The organism is Cupriavidus sp. 21MJTG02-4 (assembly GCF_057798975.1).
This window is the reverse complement of sequence record NZ_JBYOJP010000001.1, coordinates 583,904-604,335: the sequence shown is the minus strand read 5'-3', so window position 1 is coordinate 604,335 and position 20,432 is coordinate 583,904. Positions and strand designations below refer to the sequence as shown.

General features: G+C 66.8%; 18 protein-coding genes and 1 pseudogene. 10 read left to right on the top strand and 9 right to left on the bottom strand.

Features of this window, described 5'->3' with window-relative positions; translation table 11 throughout:
* A complete protein-coding gene (locus AC3FKH_RS02915) occupies positions 1-678 on the bottom strand; it encodes a response regulator (RefSeq protein ID WP_488672749.1) in 678 nt (225 codons plus the stop codon).
* A gap of 252 nt (positions 679-930) precedes the next feature.
* On the opposite strand from AC3FKH_RS02915, the gene AC3FKH_RS02910 reads away from it, so the two are divergent.
* Entirely contained in the window at positions 931-1,989 is a 1,059-nt protein-coding gene (locus AC3FKH_RS02910; RefSeq protein WP_488672895.1) for an ABC transporter substrate-binding protein, read from the top strand.
* 14 nt (positions 1,990-2,003) lie between these two features.
* Here AC3FKH_RS02910 and AC3FKH_RS02905 read toward each other — a convergent pair whose 3' ends face one another.
* Positions 2,004-2,729, bottom strand: coding sequence for a TetR family transcriptional regulator (locus AC3FKH_RS02905; protein WP_488672747.1), 726 nt, complete (start codon positions 2,727-2,729; stop codon positions 2,004-2,006).
* 570 nt (positions 2,730-3,299) lie between these two features.
* On the opposite strand from AC3FKH_RS02905, the gene AC3FKH_RS02900 reads away from it, so the two are divergent.
* The 6 genes from AC3FKH_RS02900 (at position 3,300) to AC3FKH_RS02875 (ending at position 12,433) form a co-directional block, all read left to right on the top strand.
* Entirely contained in the window at positions 3,300-4,547 is a 1,248-nt protein-coding gene (locus AC3FKH_RS02900; RefSeq protein ID WP_488672745.1) for an efflux RND transporter periplasmic adaptor subunit, read from the top strand.
* Positions 4,548-4,580: 33 nt separating this feature from the next.
* Positions 4,581-7,736 (top strand): efflux RND transporter permease subunit, encoded by a 3,156-nt coding sequence (locus AC3FKH_RS02895; protein ID WP_488672743.1) that lies wholly within the window; start codon positions 4,581-4,583, stop codon positions 7,734-7,736.
* A 1-nt stretch (position 7,737) separates the two neighbouring features.
* Positions 7,738-9,228: an efflux transporter outer membrane subunit gene (locus AC3FKH_RS02890; protein ID WP_488672742.1), complete on the top strand. Its 1,491-nt coding sequence runs from the start codon at positions 7,738-7,740 to the stop codon at positions 9,226-9,228.
* Between the two features lie 115 nt (positions 9,229-9,343).
* The gene (locus AC3FKH_RS02885) at positions 9,344-10,294 is read left to right on the top strand and encodes a LysR family transcriptional regulator (protein ID WP_488672740.1); all 951 of its coding nucleotides are present in this window, start codon (positions 9,344-9,346) and stop codon (positions 10,292-10,294) included.
* 162 nt (positions 10,295-10,456) lie between these two features.
* Complete coding sequence (locus tag AC3FKH_RS02880) at positions 10,457-11,431, top strand: Bug family tripartite tricarboxylate transporter substrate binding protein (RefSeq protein WP_488672738.1); 975 nt, start codon at positions 10,457-10,459, stop codon at positions 11,429-11,431.
* A 27-nt stretch (positions 11,432-11,458) separates the two neighbouring features.
* Positions 11,459-12,433, top strand: a complete 975-nt coding sequence (locus AC3FKH_RS02875) for a M14 family metallopeptidase (RefSeq protein WP_488672736.1) — start codon at positions 11,459-11,461, stop codon at positions 12,431-12,433.
* Positions 12,434-12,437: 4 nt separating this feature from the next.
* Here AC3FKH_RS02875 and AC3FKH_RS02870 read toward each other — a convergent pair whose 3' ends face one another.
* From AC3FKH_RS02870 to AC3FKH_RS02855, 4 genes are all read right to left on the bottom strand, one after another.
* On the bottom strand, positions 12,438-13,004 hold the full coding sequence (locus AC3FKH_RS02870; protein ID WP_488672735.1) for an Sbal_3080 family lipoprotein: 567 nt from the start codon (positions 13,002-13,004) through the stop codon (positions 12,438-12,440).
* Between the two features lie 158 nt (positions 13,005-13,162).
* Complete coding sequence (locus AC3FKH_RS02865) at positions 13,163-13,363, bottom strand: hypothetical protein (RefSeq protein ID WP_483709950.1); 201 nt, start codon at positions 13,361-13,363, stop codon at positions 13,163-13,165.
* Between the two features lie 20 nt (positions 13,364-13,383).
* Positions 13,384-13,950: an OB-fold putative lipoprotein gene (locus AC3FKH_RS02860; RefSeq protein ID WP_488672733.1), complete on the bottom strand. Its 567-nt coding sequence runs from the start codon at positions 13,948-13,950 to the stop codon at positions 13,384-13,386.
* Between the two features lie 46 nt (positions 13,951-13,996).
* A complete protein-coding gene (locus AC3FKH_RS02855) occupies positions 13,997-15,241 on the bottom strand; it encodes a glycosyltransferase (RefSeq protein WP_488672731.1) in 1,245 nt (414 codons plus the stop codon).
* A 172-nt stretch (positions 15,242-15,413) separates the two neighbouring features.
* On the opposite strand from AC3FKH_RS02855, the gene AC3FKH_RS02850 reads away from it, so the two are divergent.
* The gene (locus tag AC3FKH_RS02850) at positions 15,414-16,028 is read left to right on the top strand and encodes an HAD family hydrolase (protein ID WP_488672729.1); all 615 of its coding nucleotides are present in this window, start codon (positions 15,414-15,416) and stop codon (positions 16,026-16,028) included.
* A gap of 46 nt (positions 16,029-16,074) precedes the next feature.
* On the opposite strand, the pseudogene dinD reads toward AC3FKH_RS02850, so the two are convergent.
* A pseudogene (gene dinD, locus AC3FKH_RS02845) lies at positions 16,075-16,943 on the bottom strand (DNA damage-inducible protein D).
* A 167-nt stretch (positions 16,944-17,110) separates the two neighbouring features.
* Between dinD and AC3FKH_RS02840 the strand changes: the two are divergent.
* Complete coding sequence (locus tag AC3FKH_RS02840) at positions 17,111-17,368, top strand: FitA-like ribbon-helix-helix domain-containing protein (protein WP_488672727.1); 258 nt, start codon at positions 17,111-17,113, stop codon at positions 17,366-17,368.
* Positions 17,365-17,802: a type II toxin-antitoxin system VapC family toxin gene (locus AC3FKH_RS02835; RefSeq protein ID WP_488672725.1), complete on the top strand. Its 438-nt coding sequence runs from the start codon at positions 17,365-17,367 to the stop codon at positions 17,800-17,802. The genes AC3FKH_RS02840 and AC3FKH_RS02835 overlap by 4 nt, the downstream gene beginning before the upstream one ends.
* Here the strand turns inward: AC3FKH_RS02835 and mnmE are convergent.
* Positions 17,777-19,204 carry a tRNA uridine-5-carboxymethylaminomethyl(34) synthesis GTPase MnmE gene (mnmE, locus tag AC3FKH_RS02830; protein ID WP_488672723.1) on the bottom strand — a complete coding sequence of 476 codons (1,428 nt, stop codon included), beginning with the start codon at positions 19,202-19,204 and terminating at the stop codon, positions 17,777-17,779. The genes AC3FKH_RS02835 and mnmE overlap by 26 nt on opposite strands.
* Before the next feature lie 92 nt (positions 19,205-19,296).
* Positions 19,297-20,094, bottom strand: a complete 798-nt coding sequence (locus AC3FKH_RS02825) for a CHAD domain-containing protein (RefSeq protein WP_488672721.1) — start codon at positions 20,092-20,094, stop codon at positions 19,297-19,299.
* Positions 20,095-20,432: the final 338 nt, after the last annotated feature.

Sequence of the window (20,432 nt, the reverse complement as noted above, 5' to 3'; positions counted from 1 at the left end):
TCAGGCGGCCGGGGTCTCGGGCTCGAGCAGGTAGCCGAAGCCGCGCAGCGTGACGATGGTGACGCCGTGCCCGGCCAGCTTCTTGCGCAGGCGGTAGACCAGCACCTCGATGGCGTCGGGGCTGACGTCGGCGTCGAGCGAGAACACCTTGTCGAGCAGCTGCGCCTTGGTGAGCGGCTGGCCGCTGCGGGCCAGCAGCGCGCCGAGCAGTGTCGATTCGCGTGGCGTCAGCGCCAGCGTCTGGCCGTCGAGCGTGAAGCCGCGGGACTCGCCGTCGAACACCAGCGTGCCGCATTGCAGGCGCGGGTGCGCGCGCCCGCGGCTGCGGCGGATCAGCGCGAGGATGCGGGCTTCGAGTTCGGCAATGGCGAAGGGCTTGGGCAGGTAGTCGTCGGCGCCCAGGTTCAGGCCGCGCACGCGTTCATCGAGCGTGTCCTGCGCCGTGAGGATCAGCACCGGCGTGCGGTCGTCGCGCGCGCGCATGGCCTTGAGCACGGCCAGGCCGTCCTTGCCGGGCAGGCGCAGGTCGAGCACGACGACGTCGTATTCCTCGGCCACCAGGCGCGCCTCGGCCTGCAGGCCGTCGGTCACGTGCTCGATTACGAAGCCGCCCTGCTCCAGCGCGCGGGCCACCCAGCGCGCCAACTCCACTTCATCTTCCACCAGCAGGATGCGCATGCTGGTCTCCTCCGGCAGGTTCTGTTGATGCGGACCACAGGCCGCGGGCGCCTATAATACCCCCGCCCTGCCGTTACCGGCGCACGTCGCGCCCGCCCTTCGTTGCCGCTCCGCACCATCGTGTCCCAGCGCCTGACCACGCCGCCATCCGAACCCGCACTGCTGCAAGCCCCCGCCTCGGCCCTTCGCCGGCAACTGCTGGCCGGCGCCGCGCTGGCCCCGCTCGCAGGCGGGTCGCTGGCACAGGACGCCATGCCGGCGCCGCCGGCCAGTTATCCGTCCGAGTACGAGGTCACCGTCGCGCGCGCCATGCGCGAGGGCGCGGTCCATGTCTATGCCTCGACCGATCTCGACGTGGCGCAGCCGCTGATCCGCGCGTTCGAGGCGCGCTATCCGGGCATCCGCGTGCGCTACGAAGACCTGAACACGATCGAGCTGAACCAGCGCTTCCTGGCGGAGAGCGCGGCGCTTGGCAAGGCCCAGCCGGCGCCTGACTCCGCCTATGCCGATGTGCTGTGGAGCACCGCCATGGACCTGCAGATCAAGCTCGTCAATGACGGCTACGCGCAGCGTTACCAATCGCCCGAACGCAGCGGCCTGCCGGGCTGGGCGGTGTGGCGCGATGAAGCCTGGGGCACGACGTTCGAGCCGGCGGTAATCGTCTACAACCGCAAGCACTTCGCCGGCACGAAGCCGCCCGGCAGCCGCAGCGGCCTGGCGCGCCTGCTGCAGGAGCATGCGCCGCGCTGGCGCGGCAAGGTCGTCACCTACGATGTGGAGCGTTCGGGGGTCGGCTACCTGCTGGCGCAGCAGGACGCGCGCATGGGCAGCGAATTCTGGTACCTGGCGCAGGCGCTCGGGCGCGCCCATGCGCAGTTGTCGACGTCTACCGCGGACATGATCGAGCGCATCGCCAGCGGCGAATTCGTGCTTGGCTACAACCTGCTGGGTTCGTACGCGCTGTCGCTGATGGAACGCGGGGCCGCCATCGATGTCATCGCGCCGCGCGACTACACGCTGGTGATGTCGCGCGTGGCTTTTATCGCCCGGCGTGCGCCGCGGCCGAACGCGGCGCGGCTGTGGCTGGATTTCCTGCTCTCGCGGGAAGGGCAGACGGTGCTCGGCAAGGGCGCTTCGCAGCTCTATACGGTGCGCACCGATACCGAGAGCCGGCACACCGCGGCGGCACTGTCGGAGCGGCTGGGCTATGCGTTGCGGCCGATCAGCGTGGGACCGGGCCTGCTGGCGGCGCAGGACACGCTGCGCAAACGCGCGTTCCTGGCGCGCTGGCGCGACGCCATGCGCGGCTGATTTCGGTCAGGCGGTCAGGTGGCCAGCGGGCATTCGCCGCTCTGCCCGGCTTTTTCGCACAGCGTGGACAGTTCGCGGTCCAGCTCGGCCATCGGGCGCGGTACATAACCCAGGCGCAGCGCGGGGGAATACCTGAGGGTATCGATAAAGGCGTCCGCCAGGCGCTCGGCATTGGCGTCCAGGTCAAAGTCCTGCGGCGAGAACAGCCAGTGCGCCAGCACGCCGCCGACGGCGGCATGGAAGGCGTTCACGGCCAGGTCCAGGTCCAGGTCGGCCGGCAGCTGGCCGCGCTCCACCGCCAGGCGCAGGTGCTCGCGGATCTTCACCATGCCTTCCTGGTGCGACTGGCGCTGGCGCTCGAAGATGGCGCCGTTGTCCTGCACCATCTCGCACTTGTGGAAGATGATCTCGAACACGCGCCGCCAGCGCGGGTTGACCACGGTCTGGCGAAAGACAAAAGCGCAGATGTCGCGGATGCCGCCGAGCGGATCTTCCTGGCGCGCGATGCGCTCGGGATCGCAGAGGGCTTCCACCGGCAGGTTCACGCGATCGCACATGGCGGCGAACACGTCGCTCTTGTTCTTGAAGTGCCAGTAGATCGCGCCGCGCGTGACCCCCGCCGCCTCGGCGATGTCCGCCAGCGACGGGCGCGCGACACCGCGCGCGTGGAACACGGTTTCGGCCGCGTCGAGAATCCGGTGGCGTGTTTCGAGTGCCTCTTCCTTGGTGCGTCTGACCATTTCTATCTCTGGTGCCGGCCTTCGGGCCGGTCCGTTTTGCTCTCCCTGGCGTGGCGGCTTGCGCCGCTACGCGTGCTGGTGGCCTGCACCAACGGGTCGTTATCGTTACTTCCTTGATACAGCCAGGCGCAAACCGCTGCGCCGACCGGCGCGCATCGTAACGCGTCCGGAACGGGTACGCATCGATTCAACGCCTGAAGGGTGATTCCGTTGCACACAGTCAGCCGGAAAAGGCAAGGCAGGCGCCTAATACCCCGCTTTGCTGCACAGGCTTAACATACATGCTTGAATGTATATATAATACGCGCTTGCCCGATGTTCGGCCAGCGCGCTGGTTTGTGCGCACAGACGCACCATCGCCATCACTGGCCGGTCGGTCATCCATACCATTCATCAAAGAAAAGGCCGCATTCGTCGCTTCGTCATTGCTGTGACGCGTCGTTTGGCTAGCATCACGCTTTTTCCGCTGCCGGGCACGCAGCGGACCGCATCGCGCCCCGGTTGTCCCGATGACAAGCAGGCATGCCGGGCCGGCGCGGCAGATCTCAAAATTTCATCATGGGGTTATCGATGAGGAAGTCCCAACGTATCCATTGCGTTGCCGTCGCCGCGTTGTCGGCGCTGGCGCTGACCGCTTGCGGCGAGAAAAAGCAACAAGGCGGCGCCATGCCCCCGCCGGAAGTGGGCGTAGTCACCGTGACGCCATCGGCCGTCGCCATCGTCAATGAATTGCCGGGCCGCCTGGAAGGCGTGCGTACCGCCGAAGTGCGGGCGCGCGTGGAAGGCATCGTGCTGTCGCGCAACTACACCGAAGGCGGCGAAGTGAAGGCCGGCCAGGTCATGTTCCGCATCGATCCCGCGTCGTACCAGGCGCAGCTCGCGTCGGCCAAGGCCCAGCTCGAGCGGGCCGAGGCCAACGCCGTGTCGGCGCGCCAGAAGGCCGAGCGCTACAAGCCGCTGGTCGCCGTCAACGCCGTCAGCAAGCAGGAATATGACGACGCCGTGGCCGCCGCGGGCCAGGCCAATGCCGACATCGCGGCCGCCAAGGCCGCCGTGACCACCGCGCAGATCAACCTGAGCTACACCACGGTGACCGCGCCGATCAGCGGCCGCGCCGGCCGTGCCCTGGTCACAGAAGGCGCGCTGGTTGGCAAGGGCGAAGCCACCAAGCTGACCGTGGTCGAGCAGGTCGATCCGATCTGGGTGACGTTCACTCAGCCGGCCGCCGAAGTGACGCGCCTGCGCCGCGCCATCGAATCGGGCTCGGTCAAGGGCGTGGACGGCGGTGCCCGGGTGCACCTGTACGTGGAAGACGGGCGCGAGTACAGCCAGACCGGCAAGCTGCTGTTCTCGGACATGACCGTGGACCCGACCACCGGCGCCATCACGCTGCGCGCGCAATTCCCCAACCCGAAGCGCGAACTGCTGTCCGGCACGTTCGTGCGCGTGAAGATCGAGCAGGGCGTGGATGAAAACGCGATGACCGTGCCGCAGCGCGCGCTGATCCGCAATGGCCAGGGCGCCAGCGTGCTGGTGGTGGGCAACGACGGCAACGTGGCTGCGGTGCCGGTCAAGGCGCCGCAGGCGATCGGCGACCGCTGGGTCGTGACCGAAGGGCTCAAGGGCGGCGAGAAGGTGATTGTCGAAGGCCTGCAGAAGGTCAAGGTGGGCGCGCCGGCCAAGGCCGTGCCGTTCCAGCCCGCCGGTGCTGCGGCGCCTGCCAAGCAGGCTTCGGAGCCGCAACCGGCTTCGGACAGCAAGGCCGGCGCCAAGGCGGAAGCCCAGGCTGACGCCAAGTCCGACGCCAAGCAAGGCTAAACCCAGCGCATCAGACAGAGGGAGCCAGTATCTATGGCCAAGTTTTTCATCGACCGGCCGGTGTTCGCGTGGGTGCTCGCGCTGATCATCGTGCTGGGCGGTCTGCTGTCGATCGCGCAGTTGCCGATCGCGCAGTACCCGAATATCGCCCCCCCCACCATCTCGGTCTCGGCCACCTACCCGGGTGCGTCGGCCAGGACGCTCGAGGACTCCGTCACCTCGGTGATCGAGCAGGAGCTCAATGGCGCGCCCAACCTGCTGTACTACCAGTCGACCAGCGAGTCGTCGGGCCTGGCATCGATCACCATCGCGTTCGCGCCGGGATCGAACGTCGACCTGAACTCGGTCGAAGTGCAGAACCGCCTCAAGCGCGTCGAGGCGCGCCTGCCGGCGGAAGTGCGCCAGCAGGGTGTGCGCGTCGACAAGGCGGGCAACAACTACATGATGTTCCTGACGGTGTCGTCCAAGTCGGGCGCCGCCGATGCCATCCAGCTGGGCAACTACGTCTCGTCGCAGGTGATCGACTCGATCCGCCGCGTGCCGGGCGTGGGCCAGGCCGACCTGTTCGGCACGGAATACGCCATGCGCGTGTGGCTGGATCCGTCCAAGCTGACCGGCTTCAACCTGACGCCGCTTGACGTCACCGCCGCGGTGCAGGAGCAGAACATCCAGGTCGCCGTGGGCGAACTGGGCGGTACGCCGTCGCCCAAGGGCACGGAGCTGAACGCCACCGTCACCACGGAAAGCCGCCTGACCACGCCCGAGCAGTTCGGCAACATCCTGCTTCGCACGAATCCGGATGGTTCGTCGGTCCGCATCAAGGACGTGGGCCGCGTGGAACTGGGTGGCGCCGATTACTCGACGCTCGCCCGCACCAACGGCAAGCCGTCGGCGGCCATCGCCATCAAGCTGGCCCCGACCGGCAACGCGCTGGCCACGGCCACCGCGGTGCGCGCCAAGATGGAAGAGCTGTCGAAGTACTTCCCGGCGGACTACACGTACAGCGTGCCTTACGACACGTCGGCCTTCGTCAAGATCTCGATCGAGGAAGTGATCAAGACCCTGCTCGAAGCCGTGGTGCTGGTGTTCCTGGTGATGTACCTGTTCCTGCAGAACTTCCGCGCCACGCTGATCCCGACGCTGGTGGTGCCGATCGCGCTGCTGGGTACGTTCGGCGCGCTGCTGGCGTTCGGCTTCTCGATCAACGTGCTGACCATGTTCGGCATGGTGCTGGCGATCGGTATTCTTGTGGATGATGCGATCGTTGTGGTGGAAAACGTCGAGCGCATCATGAGCGAGGAAGGACTCTCGCCACGCCAGGCCACGCGCAAGGCGATGGGCCAGATCACGGGCGCCATCGTCGGCATTACGCTGGTGCTGACCGCCGTGTTCATCCCGATGGCGTTCTTCTCGGGCTCGGTGGGCAACATCTACCGCCAGTTCTCGCTGTCGCTGATCGCATCCATGGCGTTCTCGGCGCTGCTCGCGCTGACGCTGACGCCGGCGCTGTGCGCGACGCTGCTCAAGCCGGTCGAGGCTGGCCACCATCACGAGAAGAAGGGCTTCTTCGGCTGGTTCAACCGCACCTTCGCGCGCGCGTCCACCAGCTACCAGGGCGTGGTGGGCCGCATTCTCGCGCGCAGCGGGCGCTACCTGATCATCTACGCGGTCATCATTGCCGGCGTGGTGGTGCTGTACAAGCGCCTGCCGTCGTCGTTCCTGCCTGACGAAGACCAGGGCTACATGATCACCGTGGTGCAGCTGCCCAACGGCGCGACGCAAGACCGTACCATCGGCGTGCTCAAGCAGATCGAGGACTACTACCTGCAGAAGGAAAGCAAGGTGGTTGACCAGATGATCACGGTGGCGGGCTTCTCTTTCTTCGGCCGCGGCCAGAACGGCGGTATCGCGTTCGTGCGCCTGAAGGACTGGAAGGAGCGCACCGGCGCCAATGAAACCGCGCAGGCGCTGGTGGGCCGTGCGTTCGGCGCGCTGTCGTTCATCAAGGACGCCATCATCTTCCCGCTGAACCCGCCGGCAATCTCGGAACTCGGCAACTCGTCGGGCTTCGACTTCCGCCTGCAGGACCGCTCGGGCCAGGGCCACGCCAAGCTGATGGAAGCGCGCAACATGATGCTCGGCATGGCAGCCAAGAATCCGGTGCTGGTGGGCGTGCGCCCCGAAGGCCAGGAAGACGCGGCGCAGTTGCAGATCGACATCGACCGCGAGAAGGCGAAGGCGCTTGGCGTCACGGTGGCAACCATCAATTCGACGCTGTCGATTGCGTTCGGCTCCAACTACGTCAACGACTTCATCTATGAAGGCCGCGTGCGCAAGGTGATCGTGCAGGCAGAAGGCGCGGACCGCCGACTGCCGGACGACCTGACCAAGCTGCGCGTGCGCAACAGCAATGGCGACATGGTGGCGTTTGCCGCGTTCGCGACCTCGAAGTGGGTCATGGGCTCGCCGCGCCTGGAGCGCTACAACGGCATGCCGGCGGTGAAGATCGCGGGCCAGGCCGCGCCGGGCCACAGTACCGGTGAAGCCATGCGCGCGATGGAAGAGGCCTTTGCCAAGCTGCCGCCGGGCTTCGGCTTCGAGTGGTCGGGCCAGTCTTATGAGGAACGCCTGGCCGGTTCGCAGGAGCCGATGCTCTACACGCTGTCGCTGATCATCGTGTTCCTGTGCCTGGCCGCGCTGTATGAGAGCTGGTCGATCCCGTTCTCGGTGCTGCTGGTGGTGCCGCTGGGCGTGCTCGGTGCGCTGCTCGGCGTGACGCTGCGCGGCATGCCCAACGACGTGTACTTCAAGGTGGGCCTGATCGCGACGATCGGTTTGTCGGCGAAGAACGCCATCCTGATCGTGGAATTTGCCAAGGACCTGCAGGCCCAGGGCAAGGGCCTGATCGAAGCCACGCTGGAAGCGGTGCACCTGCGTTTCCGTCCGATCCTGATGACGTCGATGGCGTTCATCCTGGGCGTGCTGCCGCTGGCGATCGCCACCGGCGCGGGCTCGGGCAGCCAGCGCGCCATCGGTACCGGCGTGATGGGCGGGATGATCACGGCCACCGCGCTGGCGATCTTCCTGGTGCCGGTCTTCTTCGTCGTGGTGCGCAAGCGCTTCAAGGGCAGCGAGCGCCAGCACGAGTTCGAACGTGCGCGCCTGACCGCAGCGCAGGAGGACAACTGATATGACCAAGACACTGACCACGCTGCTGCTGGTGGCCGGCGTTCTGACGGGCTGCACGCTGGCGCCGAAGTATGAGCGCCCGGTGCCGCCGGTGGCGGCCGGCTTCCCGGCCGCGCCGGAAGGCTATGCCACCGCCGAAGTGAAGAGCGGCGAGACGCGCCGCGCCACCGATATCGGCTGGCGCGAGTTCTTTCGCGACCCGCGCCTGCAGGCGCTGATCGCCACCTCGCTGGAAAACAATCGCGACCTGCGCCAGGCGGCGCTGCGCATCGAGGAAGCGCGCGCGCAGTACCAGGTGCAGCGTGCGGACCTGTTGCCCACGGTGAACGCCAACGCCGGCTATACCCGTGCCCGCACGACGGCCGCCCAATCGGCGACCGTGCTCGGGCAATCCGGGGTGACCGATGTCTACCAGGCCAACCTGGGGATTTCGTCCTACGAGCTCGACTTCTTCGGCCGCGTGCGCAGCCTGTCGAACGCGGCGCTGGCGCAATACTTCTCCACTGAAGAAGCGCATCGTTCGGCGTATATCTCGCTGGTGTCGGAAGTGGCCAAGGCCTACCTGTCCGAGCGCTCGTTCGCGGAGCAGTACGAGATCGCGCGCGACACGCTCAAGGCGCGCGAGAGCACTTACTCGCTGGCGAAGCAGCGCTTCGACGTCGGCGCGACGTCCGCGCTGGACCTGCGCGACAACGAATCGCTGGTAGCACAGGCGCGCGTCTCCGCCGCGCAGCTTGCTCGCCAGCGCGCGCAGGCGCAGAACGCGCTTGAAGTGCTGGTGGGCAAGCCCGTCGGCGCCATCGAGAACCTGCCGGAGCCGATGCGGCTGTCGGACGAACGCATCATCAGCGATATCCCCGAAGGCCTGCCTTCTGACTTGCTGGAGCAGCGCCCTGATATCCGGCAGGCCGAGCAGCAACTGCTGTCCGCCAATGCGAACATCGGCGCGGCACGTGCGGCGTTTTTCCCGCGCATCACGCTGACCACCAGCATCGGCACCATCAGCCCGACGTTCTCGAACCTGTTCGACGCCGGTACCAAGGCGTGGTCGTTCGCGCCGCAGCTGACGCTGCCGATCTTCGATTACGGCCGCAACAAGTCGAACCTGGACCTGGCCAATGTGCGCAAGAACATCCAGATCGCCAACTACGAGAAGACCATCCAGACGGCCTTCGCGGAAGTGGCGGATGCGCTGGTGGCACGCGGCACGCTGGAAGACCAGGTGGCGGGACAGGAGCAGGTGCGCAATGCGGAAGCGGCGCGCTACGAGCTGGCGCGCCTGCGCTTCCGCAGCGGCGTGGCCAGCTACCTGGATGAGCTGGATGCACAGCGGCAGTTGTTTACCGCCGAGCAGGCGCTGATTCAGGCGCGCCAGCTGCGGCTGAACAACTCGATCGATCTATATCGTTCGCTTGGCGGTGGATTGAAGGAGACCGGGGAAGTGGCGCAAGCGCCGGCCGCGGCTGCACCGGCGGGAACGGTCACGCAGTAAGGCTTGCCTGACTGGCTGATGAGCGGCGCACTTCGGTGCGCCGTTTTTCGTTGCGGGTGCGATTGTGCCGATAATGCGATTGTCCCCATCCGTCGAGCTACCCGACCCTGTCCCCATGCACATTCGCTGGCTTGAAGACTTCATCTGCCTGGCCCAGGCCGGTAGCCTGGCGCGCGCGGCCGAACTGCGCAACGTGACGCCACCCGCGTTCGGGCGGCGCATGCAGGCGCTGGAGGTGTGGGCCGGCGCGCCGCTGATCGACCGCAGCGCGTTCCCGGTGCGCCTGACCGCCGAGGGTCGGCAGTTCCTGGAAGCCGCGCAAGATGCGCTGCAGACGCTCGAGGATGCGCGGCTCGCGCTGCGTACTGCGCATCGCGCCGACGCCAGCACGCTGACCATCGCCACGGGCAAGACACTCGCGCGTTCGATGGTGCCGGCCTGGCTCGCCGGCCTGCGCCATACGCTACGCAACGACAAAGACGCGGCGCGCTTCCGCACACGGCTGTCCACGTTCCCGATGCACGACGCGCTCGCGATGTTCACCGAGGGCGATGCCGATTTCCTGCTGTGCTACAGCCCGCCGGATATTCCGGTGATGCTCGACGATGCGCGCTATCGCTTCCACATAGTGGGCGTGGAGCGGCTCGTCTGCGTGAGCGCCGCCGACGCACGCGGCGCGCCCCAGTTCCGTCTGCAGGCCGGCAAGAGCAGCGCCGGTGCAGCCCCCACGCCGATGATCGCCTATGCCGACAGCCTGACGCTGGGCCGCATGGTCAACCAGGAGATCGCGCGCCGCAAGCTCGCCAGCCGGCTCGACGTGATTGCCGTCAGCGACTTCGCCGAGTCCGTGCACGAGATGGTGCGCCAGCGCATGGGCCTGGCCTGGCTGCCCGCACGGCTGATTGCGGACGATCTCCACGCCGGGCGCCTGGTGCGCGCCACGGCGGGCCGCGGCGCGGACGAGGCCGACCTCGCACTCGAGATCCGCCTGTACCGGCAGCGCGCGCCGATGCGGCCGCTTGCAGAGGCGTTCTGGGAGGCCGCAGTCAACGAACCACGAACCTGAATCTGCCAACGGCTTGCTCCCCTCTCCCACAAGTAGCGGGAGACCGTCCGCCCCCCATTGCCAAAACGGCAACCCCCCTTGCCAAAGCCGCAATCCATCGCCCCGCACTCTCTCTACCATCGGCCCAGCGTCATCCCCATTCCAAAAATCCAATCCAGAGCCATGACCACGAAGACCTTGCTGCGCGCGGCTGCCGCCGCCACCCTCGCCTTCTCCGCGCTTGCCGCCCATGCCTCAGGCTGGCCGGCCAAGCCGATCACGCTGGTGGTCGGCTACACCGCGGGCGGCAGCGTCGACCTGGTGGCGCGCACGGTTGCGCCCGAACTGGGCAAGCGCCTGGGCCAAAGCGTGGTCATCGAGAACCTCGGCGGCGCCGGCGGCACCATCGGCGCGTCCAAAGTGGTCAAGGCCGAGGCCGACGGCTATACGCTGCTGATGGGCTCGGGCAGCGAAGTGTCCATCGCCCGACTGACCAACCCCGCCGTGCGCTATGACGGCGAGAAGGACCTGGCGCCGATCACCTTCGTCGGCACCCAGCCGATGGTGCTGGTCGGCAAGACTTCGCTGCCGGCGAAGAACGCGGCGGAGTTGATGGCGCTGGCCAAGGAGCAGCCGGGCAAGCTGTCATACGCGTCGTCGGGCGTCGGCACGCCGCTGAACCTGGCGGGCGAGCTGATCAAGCAGCAGGGCCACGTCAACATCACGCACGTGCCGTACAAGGGGGCCTCGGCCATGGCGACCGACCTGCTCGGCGGCCAGATCGACCTGGCGGTGATGGTGCTGTCGTCGGCGCTGCCGCATATCCAGGCCGGCCGCGTGAAAGCCTACGGCGTGACCGAGGCCAAGCGCTCCGGCGTCGCGCCGAACGTGCCGGCGCTGGCTGAAACGCCGGCGCTCAAGGGCGTGGACATGGGCGTGTGGTTCGGCCTGATGGGTCCCGCCGGCACGCCGCGCGCCGTCATCGACCGCCTCAACACCGAGATGCAGGCCGTGCTCGCCTTGCCTGACGTGAAGAAGAAGCTGGCCGAGGCCGGCGTGGAAGTGGCGCCAGCCAATCCGGCGCAATTCGGCGCGTTCATCAAGCGCGAGACCGGCCGCTACCGCACCATCGTTCAGACCGCCGGCATCCGAGAATAAGCCGTCATCCCCGCAGGACATTCCAGCATGACCCAGGCTCCCCTTACCCTCGACGCCTATCCGGTCGAGGTCGAATTCCCGGATATCCGCCCGTATGCCGATGGCAACCGCGGCATCCCTTACGTGTTCACGTTCGACAGCGGCGTGCCCGGCCCGCACGTGATGATCAATGCGCTCACCCATGGCAACGAGGTGTGCGGCGCCATCACCGTCAAGGAGCTGCTCGACGCCGGCGTGTCGCCGCGCCGTGGCCGCATGACGCTCGCCTTTGCCAATGTGGACGCGTATCAGCGCTTCGACCCGGCGCGCCCGGATGCGTCGCGCTTTGTCGACCAGGACTTCAACCGCGTCTGGACCGCTGCGGTGCTGGACGATGCCGGCCGCGATTCGTCCGAACTGCGCCGCGCGCGCGCCATGCGCCCGGTCATCGATACCGTGGATCTGCTGCTAGACCTGCATTCGATGCATGAGAAGAGCCGTCCGCTGATCGTCTCGGGCCCGCTCGACAAGGGCATCGCGCTGGCTCGTCAGCTGGGCGCGCCGGCAGACGTCATCGTTGATGAAGGCCACCCCGAAGGCCGCCGCATGCGCGACTATGCGGACTTCGGCGATCCGGCGAGTGCGCGCAATGCGCTGCTGGTCGAATGCGGCCAGCATTGGGAGGCCGCAGCCGTTACGGTCGCGAGGGACAGTGCGGCGCGTTTCCTGCTGAATGCAGGCGTGATCGAAGCGCAGGACGTGCCGGCGGGCTGGCTGCAGCCACTACCGGCCGCGCAGCGCGTGGTGCGCGTGACCGAGCCCGTGGTGGCCAGCAGCATGGATTTCCGCTTCGCCGGCCCCTACACCGGGCTGGAGACGTTCGCCAGGGCCGGCACCGTGATCGGTTGGCGCGAGGGCGAGCCGGTGGTCACGCCCTATCCGAACTGCGTGCTGGTGATGCCATCGCTGCGCCAGCTGCGCCCCGGCGTGACCGTGGTGCGGCTGGGCAGGCTGGAGGACTGAACGCTCAGGAAGCGGCGGCGGGCGCGGCCACGGGCGTGCCGGCTGGTGGCGGCGGTGGGGGCAGCATGCCGGGGAACAACTGTTCCACCAGTTCATCGAGCTTCCTCTCCGGCATGACGAAGTTGCTCAGGTTGATGCCGCCGGCGCTACGATTCGCGCTGTAGACCGCCTTGCCCGCACGCGCGCCGTTCTGGTACACGATGATGTCCACGCTGTTCAGGTACGTCATCCAGAACCAGGCGCTCTTGGCCGAATACGTGGCCACCAGCGGGCACGACACCACGGGCGCGTACGGCGGCAGCAGCTTCACTTCGAAATTTCGCGCCTGCAGCGACGCGCGGAACGCGTCGAGATATTCATTGCCGCTCACGGGGTTCGCCACCACGCACAGCAGCGCGCCGTTGGCGCCATAGTTGCCGCGCGGACCCGCCGCGACCGCGCTGCCGGCTGGAATCTGGAAGGCGCCGAGCGGGTCGCCTTGCTCGGGCCGGTCCACGGGCATCACGGCCTGGTAGGTGGAGCAGCCGGTAATCATCAGGCCCAGCGCGGCGGCCAGCAGTGCTTTGTTCATGGAGTGTCCTGGATGGCATCGATGCCCACCGCGCCGCTTGCAGCGGACGGAGCATCGGGAACTTATCCACGCACTGTAGGCGCTGGCCGCGCGCGCCAATACCCGGAACAGAGGCGCAAAACAGGTGCTACTGCCCGCGGCTTGCGCCGCGTGGTGTTTCAGCCGCCCGCGACGGGCTGCGCCAGGCGCCCGACCAGGATCAGCAACACCGCAGCCAGGCACAGGCCGATCACGGCAATCTGCAGCCGCCCGACGGGCTTGCCTTGCAGCAAGGTCTGGCTGATGAATGTGGGGGAAACCAGGCCGACGATGGTGCCGATCAGGATGAGCAAGGCAAGGACGGAGAGGACAGTTTGCATCGGGTTGACTCGGTCAGTGCTTAGTTGGCGCCGCCGCGCAGCAGGCAGTCGCTCAGCACCGGCGTGCCGTCGGACAGCCCTGCGCCGTTGCATTCCACGGCTACTTTTTGCCCGCGCCGGACCATGGTGGCGCGCGCTTCCACTTCGCACACGCGGCCGGCCGGGCCGCAGATCTGCCGGCGCAGCAACTGGGCGCGCACAACCACGTTCGGGTCGCTCGTGCGGATATCGACAAACACATTGTCCGCCTCGCCGCGCCGCACGCCGCTGGCCACGCCTTCGACGATGATGTACTTGCCGCGGTAGCGGTCATCGGCCGCGCCGGCGTTGTCGCGGTAGTCGTTCAGGAGGGCATCGGCCTGGTACTGGGGCAGGCGGTCGGCCGGACGTTCGGGGTCAATGCTGACCGGATCGAGCGTGCCGTTGCGAGGCACGCCGCGCACGTCGCTGGCAGCCGGTGCGGAGGCGGCTGCGTCATCCGCCGCGGGTGCCTGGATCGGGCCCTTGTCATTGCCGGCAAACCAGAGCATGCCGAGGACGGCCAAGGCGACGACGGCGATTAGGATCTGCTGGGTACGGTTCAACATCTGGATTTCCTGCTTGAAATGATTGGCTGTCGTGTTGCGGCAGCCGCTATGTTCTGCCCCGCCGGCAGAAAGTCTCGATGGCGGCCACGGCGTTATCTACGCCACGTTCCGCACGGATGGCAGCGCCGAGCGCCGCGGCTTTCTCGCGCGCCTCGGGCTGTTGCGCGAAGGCCAGCATCGACGCAAGTTTGCCCGCATCGATGTCATGCCCGGCGACGTAGCGAGGCGCCACGCCAAGGGATGCCAGCCGTCCGGCCCAGAAGAACTGGTCGCCCGCGAACGGCAGCACGATCGACGGCACGCCGGCCGCCGCGACGGCGTGCGTGGTGCCGGCGCCGCCATGATGGATGGCCGCGCTCACGCGGGGCAGCAGCCAGTCATGCGGCGTAGCGTCGATCACATGGATGTTCGGCGGCAGCACCGCAACGTCGATGCCGCTCCAGCCCGGATAAAACAGCGCGCGCCGGCCGTCCAGCGCCTGCACCAGCGCACGCACCACTTTGTCGCGGTCGAACCCGGCCATGCTGCCGAAGCCGACGTAGACCGGCGGCTCGCCATCGGCCAGGAAGTCTTTCAACCCAGCGGGCGGCTGCCAGCCGTCCTGCGCGGGCAGCGTCCACGCACCGCAGACCAGCCAGTCCGCATGCCAGTCGCGCGGGCGCGGCACCAGGTGCTGCGAAATGCCGTACAGCGACGGGAAGTCCTGCCACACCGCCTTGCGCGGTGCCAGCCCGAACTGCGCCTGCCTGCCCGCATTGATGGCGGGCCGGAACATGCGCCACAGCACATAGTTGATCAGTTGATGGGTGGCCCGATTGACCCAGCCTGGAAAGCGCTTTGGCGGCAGGAACGCAGATGGGAACTCGCGCGTCGGCGACAGCGGAAACATGGCGGCGGCGATGGCCGGCTTGCCCAGCGCATCGCCAACGGCCATGCCGACATAGGCGGCCAGACCGGAGTAGACAATGGCGTCGCGCTCGCGCGCGGCTGCGGTCAGCTGCGCCATCCACTGCGCGGTGTTGTCCTCGGCGATGCGCGCGAAGGCACGCGTGGCCTCGCTGACGTTCCCGCCTTCGGTCATCAGCTTGTGCAGCGCGCCGCCGGGGGCCAGCGTGGCCTGGATATCGCCTGCGAGCGGCTCGAATGCAAGACCCTGTTCGACGGCCAGCGCCTCGGCCGATCGTTCCCCAAGCATCAGCACGTCATGGCCGGCCGCACGCAGCCCCGCGCCAAGGGCGACGATGGGGCGGCAGTCACCCTGGGTGCCGAAGGTGATGAGGGTCAGGCGCATGCGGTGGAAGATGGCGGGATTGGCGGCGTGCGGCTTGCCCGGATGGGATTTACGCCGGCCCGATAGTGTACCCGCATGGCATGCGACGGCTGGGCCACGCGGAATTCCTGCCCATGGACTTATCGGGCCCGCGCACAATAGGGACTTCGGGTCATCCACCGGGACCGACGCCATGACAGCACCGATCCAGCTCGTCCTGTTCGACATGGAAGGGGTACTGACCCACTATGACCGTGGCGCGCGGGCGGACCACCTGGCCGCAACGACTGGCCGGTCAGCCGAGCAGGTCCGGCACGCTATCTGGGGATCGGGGCTCGAAGCGCGTGCCGACGCCGGCGAGATCAGCGATGACGAGTACTTGCGGGAACTCGGGCAACTGCTGGGCTGCCGCATCGACCGTGCTGACTGGCTTGCCTCCCGACGCGCATCGATCACGCCCAATGCCGAAACGCTGGCGCTCGCGGCCAGGCTGGCCTGCCGCCACCGGATTGCCATCCTGACCAACAACTGCCGGCTGGTGACGGACCATATCGGCTACCTGAATCCGGCGGTAGCGCAGTTGTTTGGTCTGCACGTTTATCCGTCCGCGGCATTTGGCGCGACCAAGCCGAACGCGCAGGCGTATCTGGGCTGCATCGGCCAGCTTGGAACCGCTGCCGAAGAGACACTCTTTATCGACGACACCGAAGCCAATGTGGCCGGCGCGGTGGATGCGGGGCTGCACGGGTACAGGTTTGTCAGCGCCGACGCGTTGTCAGAGGAGTTGGCGCGGAGGCGGTTGATATAGGAGCTCGTTGACTTGATCGGTGCGCCTCGGGGGCTACTCGAGGCGGCTAGCAGTCGTCAGGCTCGCACTTGTCCGGCACGTTCGGCAATTGCCGCTGCTCGCGTTCGATCTGCTTGATGCTCTTCTCCGGTGTGGGCAGTTTTTCCGGCATGGTTCCGCCAAGTTCACCGATCGTCTGCCGTACCTTGGCGCCGACGTCGAAATGCGTCTGGTTGGCCTGCCTTTTGCCCTGAACATTGTCCCGCCGCAGCTTCTCTTCGGTCTGTGTGGCGCGGAACAGGTTGGCGGCCAGTTCGGTGCTGCCCATATGATCCAGGATCTTCTGGCTCTTCTTCAGGCCTTTGGCATTGTGGAATCCCTGGCACCCAGGCCGCCATAGAGTCCCTTGTAGCCATGGTCCTGGAAGACGGCGTAGTCGAGCGAGGATTCGACGCCAGCCTCCCTGGCTGCGGCATTCAGGGCCTTGTTATGAGCCGTCAGTTCGCTGCGCATCATCAGGCGGCGTTCGTCCTGCGACAATTTTCCATAGCGAGCCGCCTCGTTCAGTTCCTGCCGGCGGGTCTGGACTGCGAAGTAGGTCTGTCCGTGTGCAATGACCGGCTTAGACGGGTCGCCATTCTGGACGATCAGGTAGCAGGCGTAACGGGAGAGTCTGACGTCAGCGACCGGCCGTTGTGCGGATGAGCCGATCTGGACCATTTTGCTGACGTCGGCAAAATGGTCCTCCACCAGCTGTTCGGATTGGTGGCAGGCGACTTTCGCCTTTTCAATGACTTGCGTGAAGTTCTGCCACTTCTGATAACCCAGCAGCGGCGCGAGATCGCGCGCGAACCAATATTCGGCGCCGTTTTCGGCTAGCTGCCGGATGCTCTCGAACGTCGGCCCCCGCGGGGCAATGGGTGACACATTTGGCATACCGATCGCCTCCAAGATACTTGAGATTGCTATGGGTTTGCGCGGGGGTTGCTCATTGTACTGTATAAATAAACAGTATCATGTGCCTGCCCGACCAGGGCGCCGTACCTTGTGCTGTCATTGTTATAAAATGACAGCATTGAAAGCGAAATCTAATGGTGACTGCGATGGCAACATTAACCGTACGCAATCTCCCCGAAGAAACGCACCGCGCATTGCGAGTACAGGCGGCCGCGCATGGCCGCAGTACGGAGGCCGAGGTCCGCGACATTCTGGCGCGCGCCGTGAACCCGCCGGGGCGGGTGAGGATGGGCGATGCACTGGCCGAACTCGGGCATCGCCTGGGGCTGACCAATGCCGATGTGGAGCTGCTCGAACAGACCCGTGACCGAACGCCTGCAAGGCCGCCGAGGCTTGACGAATGATCGTTCTGGACGCGAATGTGGTTTCGGAGGCCATGAAGCCGGAACCGGCCGCCGCGGTGCGAGCCTGGCTGAACGAGCAGGTTGCCGAGACGCTGTACCTGTCCAGCGTCACGCTTGCTGAGTTACTGTATGGCATTGCTTGTCTGCCAGACGGACGCCGCAAGCTGGCGCTGGAAGACGCGTTGGAAGGCCTGATGGCGCTGTTCGCGGGTCGCGTGCTGTCATTCGATCCGCGTGCGGCGCGCTGCTATGCCGACCTGGCGGCGAAAGCCCGTGCAGCAGGCAAAGGGTTTCCAACGCCGGACGGCTATATCGCCGCGATCGCGACTGCGCACGGATTCACGGTTGCCTCGCCCGACGCGGCTCCTTTCGAAGCCGCGGGCGTCCCGGTGATTGATCCCTGGAAGGCTACTTCCCAATACAGAACCGCGTAAATATCGTCCCCAACAGATCATCGCTGGTGAACTCGCCCGTGATGCTGTTCAGATGCTCCTGCGCCAGCCTTAGCTCTTCGGCAAACAAATCCAGCGCCTGCGCCTGTTGCTGGCTCTGCTCGGTCGCCACGTCCAGATGCGACTGTGCCTGGCGCAGCGCGGTCAGGTGCCGTTCGCGCGCAAGGAAGGTGCCCTCATTCCCGGACTGCCAGCCGATCAGCCGCAGCAGTTCCTTGCGCAGCAATTCGATACCCGCGCCGGTGCGCGCAGAGATCCAGATCTCCGTGGGATTGGGGCCGTTGGCGGCGACCACATGCGGGCGGTTGCCGCTGAACATCATGCCGCCTACCGTCGGCGCGACGTCGATCTTGTTGACCACGCGCACGATCGGCGCGCCCGGCGGAAGCTGGCCGCTCAGGCGATCGTCGATGGCGTCGTCGATCTCCGAGAGGCCGTGGCGGAGGTAATCGGTGGCGTCGACCAGATGCAGCACGATATCGGCGCGGCGGATCGCATCCCAGGTGCGTTCGATGCCGATGCGCTCGACCTCGTCGGTGGCCTCATCGCGCAGGCCCGCGGTGTCGATGATATGCAGCGGGATGCCTTCGACCTGGATGGTTTCCTTGACGCGGTCGCGCGTGGTCCCGGCGATCGGCGTGACGATGGCCAGCTCGGCGCCGGCCAGCGCGTTCAGCAGCGATGACTTGCCCACATTGGGCTGCCCCGCCAGCACCACCGACAGGCCTTCGCGCAGCAGCGCCCCTTGCCGGGCCTGCGCGAGCACGTTGCCCAGGTCCTTGTGGATGGTAGCGAGCTGGCCGCGCGCGTCGGAGGCTTCCAGGAAATCGATTTCCTCTTCCGGGAAATCCAGCGTGGCTTCCACCAGCATGCGCAGGTGGATGACCTTCTCTACCAGCGCATGGATGGCATTGGAGAACTCGCCTTCCATCGAACGGGCCGCGGAACGCGCGGCGGCTTCGGTGCTGGCCTCGATCAGATCGGCCACGGCTTCGGCCTGGGCCAGGTCGAGCTTGTCGTTGAGGAAGGCGCGGCGCGTGAACTCGCCGGGCTCGGCCAGGCGCAGGCCGATCTCATGGCCGGCCTGCAGGCAGCGGGCGAGCAGCAACTGCATGACCACCGGCCCGCCGTGGCCCTGCAATTCCAGGACCTCTTCGCCGGTGTATGAATTCGGGCCCGGGAAGTACAGTGCGAGGCCATGGTCGATGACCTTGCCCTCGCCGTCCAGGAACGGCAGGTAGGTGGCGTGGCGAGGCTTGAGCGCCTGGCCGCAGATGGCGTGCATGACCGCGCGCACATCCGGGCCCGACACGCGTACCACGCCGATGCCGCCGCGTCCGGGAGCGGTGGCGATGGCGGCGATGGGAGGCAGGGTAGCAGTCATGGCGGTATTGTCTCAGATCGATGTGACGGGTCTCGCCAGCGTGCGTTGCAAGGCGCGCGCAGAGGTGCGGTGAAAGTGGCAAGGGGACAGCTTCACGCAGCGACGGGTCCGGCGTCGTGTCCCTGCGGCGCCACGCCCAGGCATTCGGACATCAGCCGGCGCGCAACGTTCTCATCGACCACGCCGCCCAGCTTGCCCTGCCGCCTGACCAGCTTGTGATGCAGGCGCCTGGTCTTCTGCTTCGGCAATACGTGCGCGAGCGCTTCGATGGCATAGCGCAGGCGCTTGCCCGCGATGCGCTGGCGGTGCAGTGCACGCAGGCCGTCGTGGCGCGCGGCAAGGCCACGTTTGCGCAGCGTCTTGCGCGCCTTGCGCACGCGCTTGCGGGCGAAAGGTCCGAGGCAGCCGCTGCCATCGTCGGTGTGCAGCGGAAGGTGCGCCAGGTCCCGGTGCAGGACGGCGAGCGGATCGTCGTGAGACTGCGCCAGCCGGGTCACCATGGTCTCGCGCGCGAGGCGGCGGTGAGCGCGTGCCGCGTCGGCCACGGCATGGAGCATCGAGTCGCCAGGCTGGCGCTCCAATGCGGGCCCTACGGTCTCGGCAAGGAACACATCCCAGTCGCGCACCTCGCCGGCCGTGTCGGCCAGCGCCCGCAGGTCCTGCTTCCACCGCTGTGCGATGCCTGGTGGCAGGAGCGGGCCAAACACCCACAACACCGCGCGCAGGTGACGGACGCCAACGCGCAGCGCATGCACATCCTCTGCCTCGTCGCGCTGCAACAGGTTGGTGATGCTGTCTTCGATGCGGCGCAACCCGGTCTCGCCCAGTGCGGCGAAGGCCGCGGCCGGACGCGTCTTGCGGCGCAGCATGGGAGCAGAGTCAGCGTTCATCGAAAAGGCCTCTCAATTCGGCAGAGGGGCGGGACGCAAGTTCAAGTGTAGGCGATACGGCACGCGGGCGATGCCAAGGCACGTCGCATCCGCTGCTTGGGCGATTGGCAGCGGTTTGCCAGTTGCCGGCGTAAAGGGCTAGTCCTGATAACAGCCGGCGACCCACTCGACCGACTTCTTTGCGATGCGTCATGCGTTGGTCAAAGCGGGGCCAGTTCCTGGTCAACTTTCAGACCAGTTCTATATCCGCCCTAAGTCGATTGCCTTAGCTTGCGGTGAGGTTTGGCTCAAGTCGCCTGTCCGCCAAAAAGCAGTCGCACATACACAATGAGGGTCCG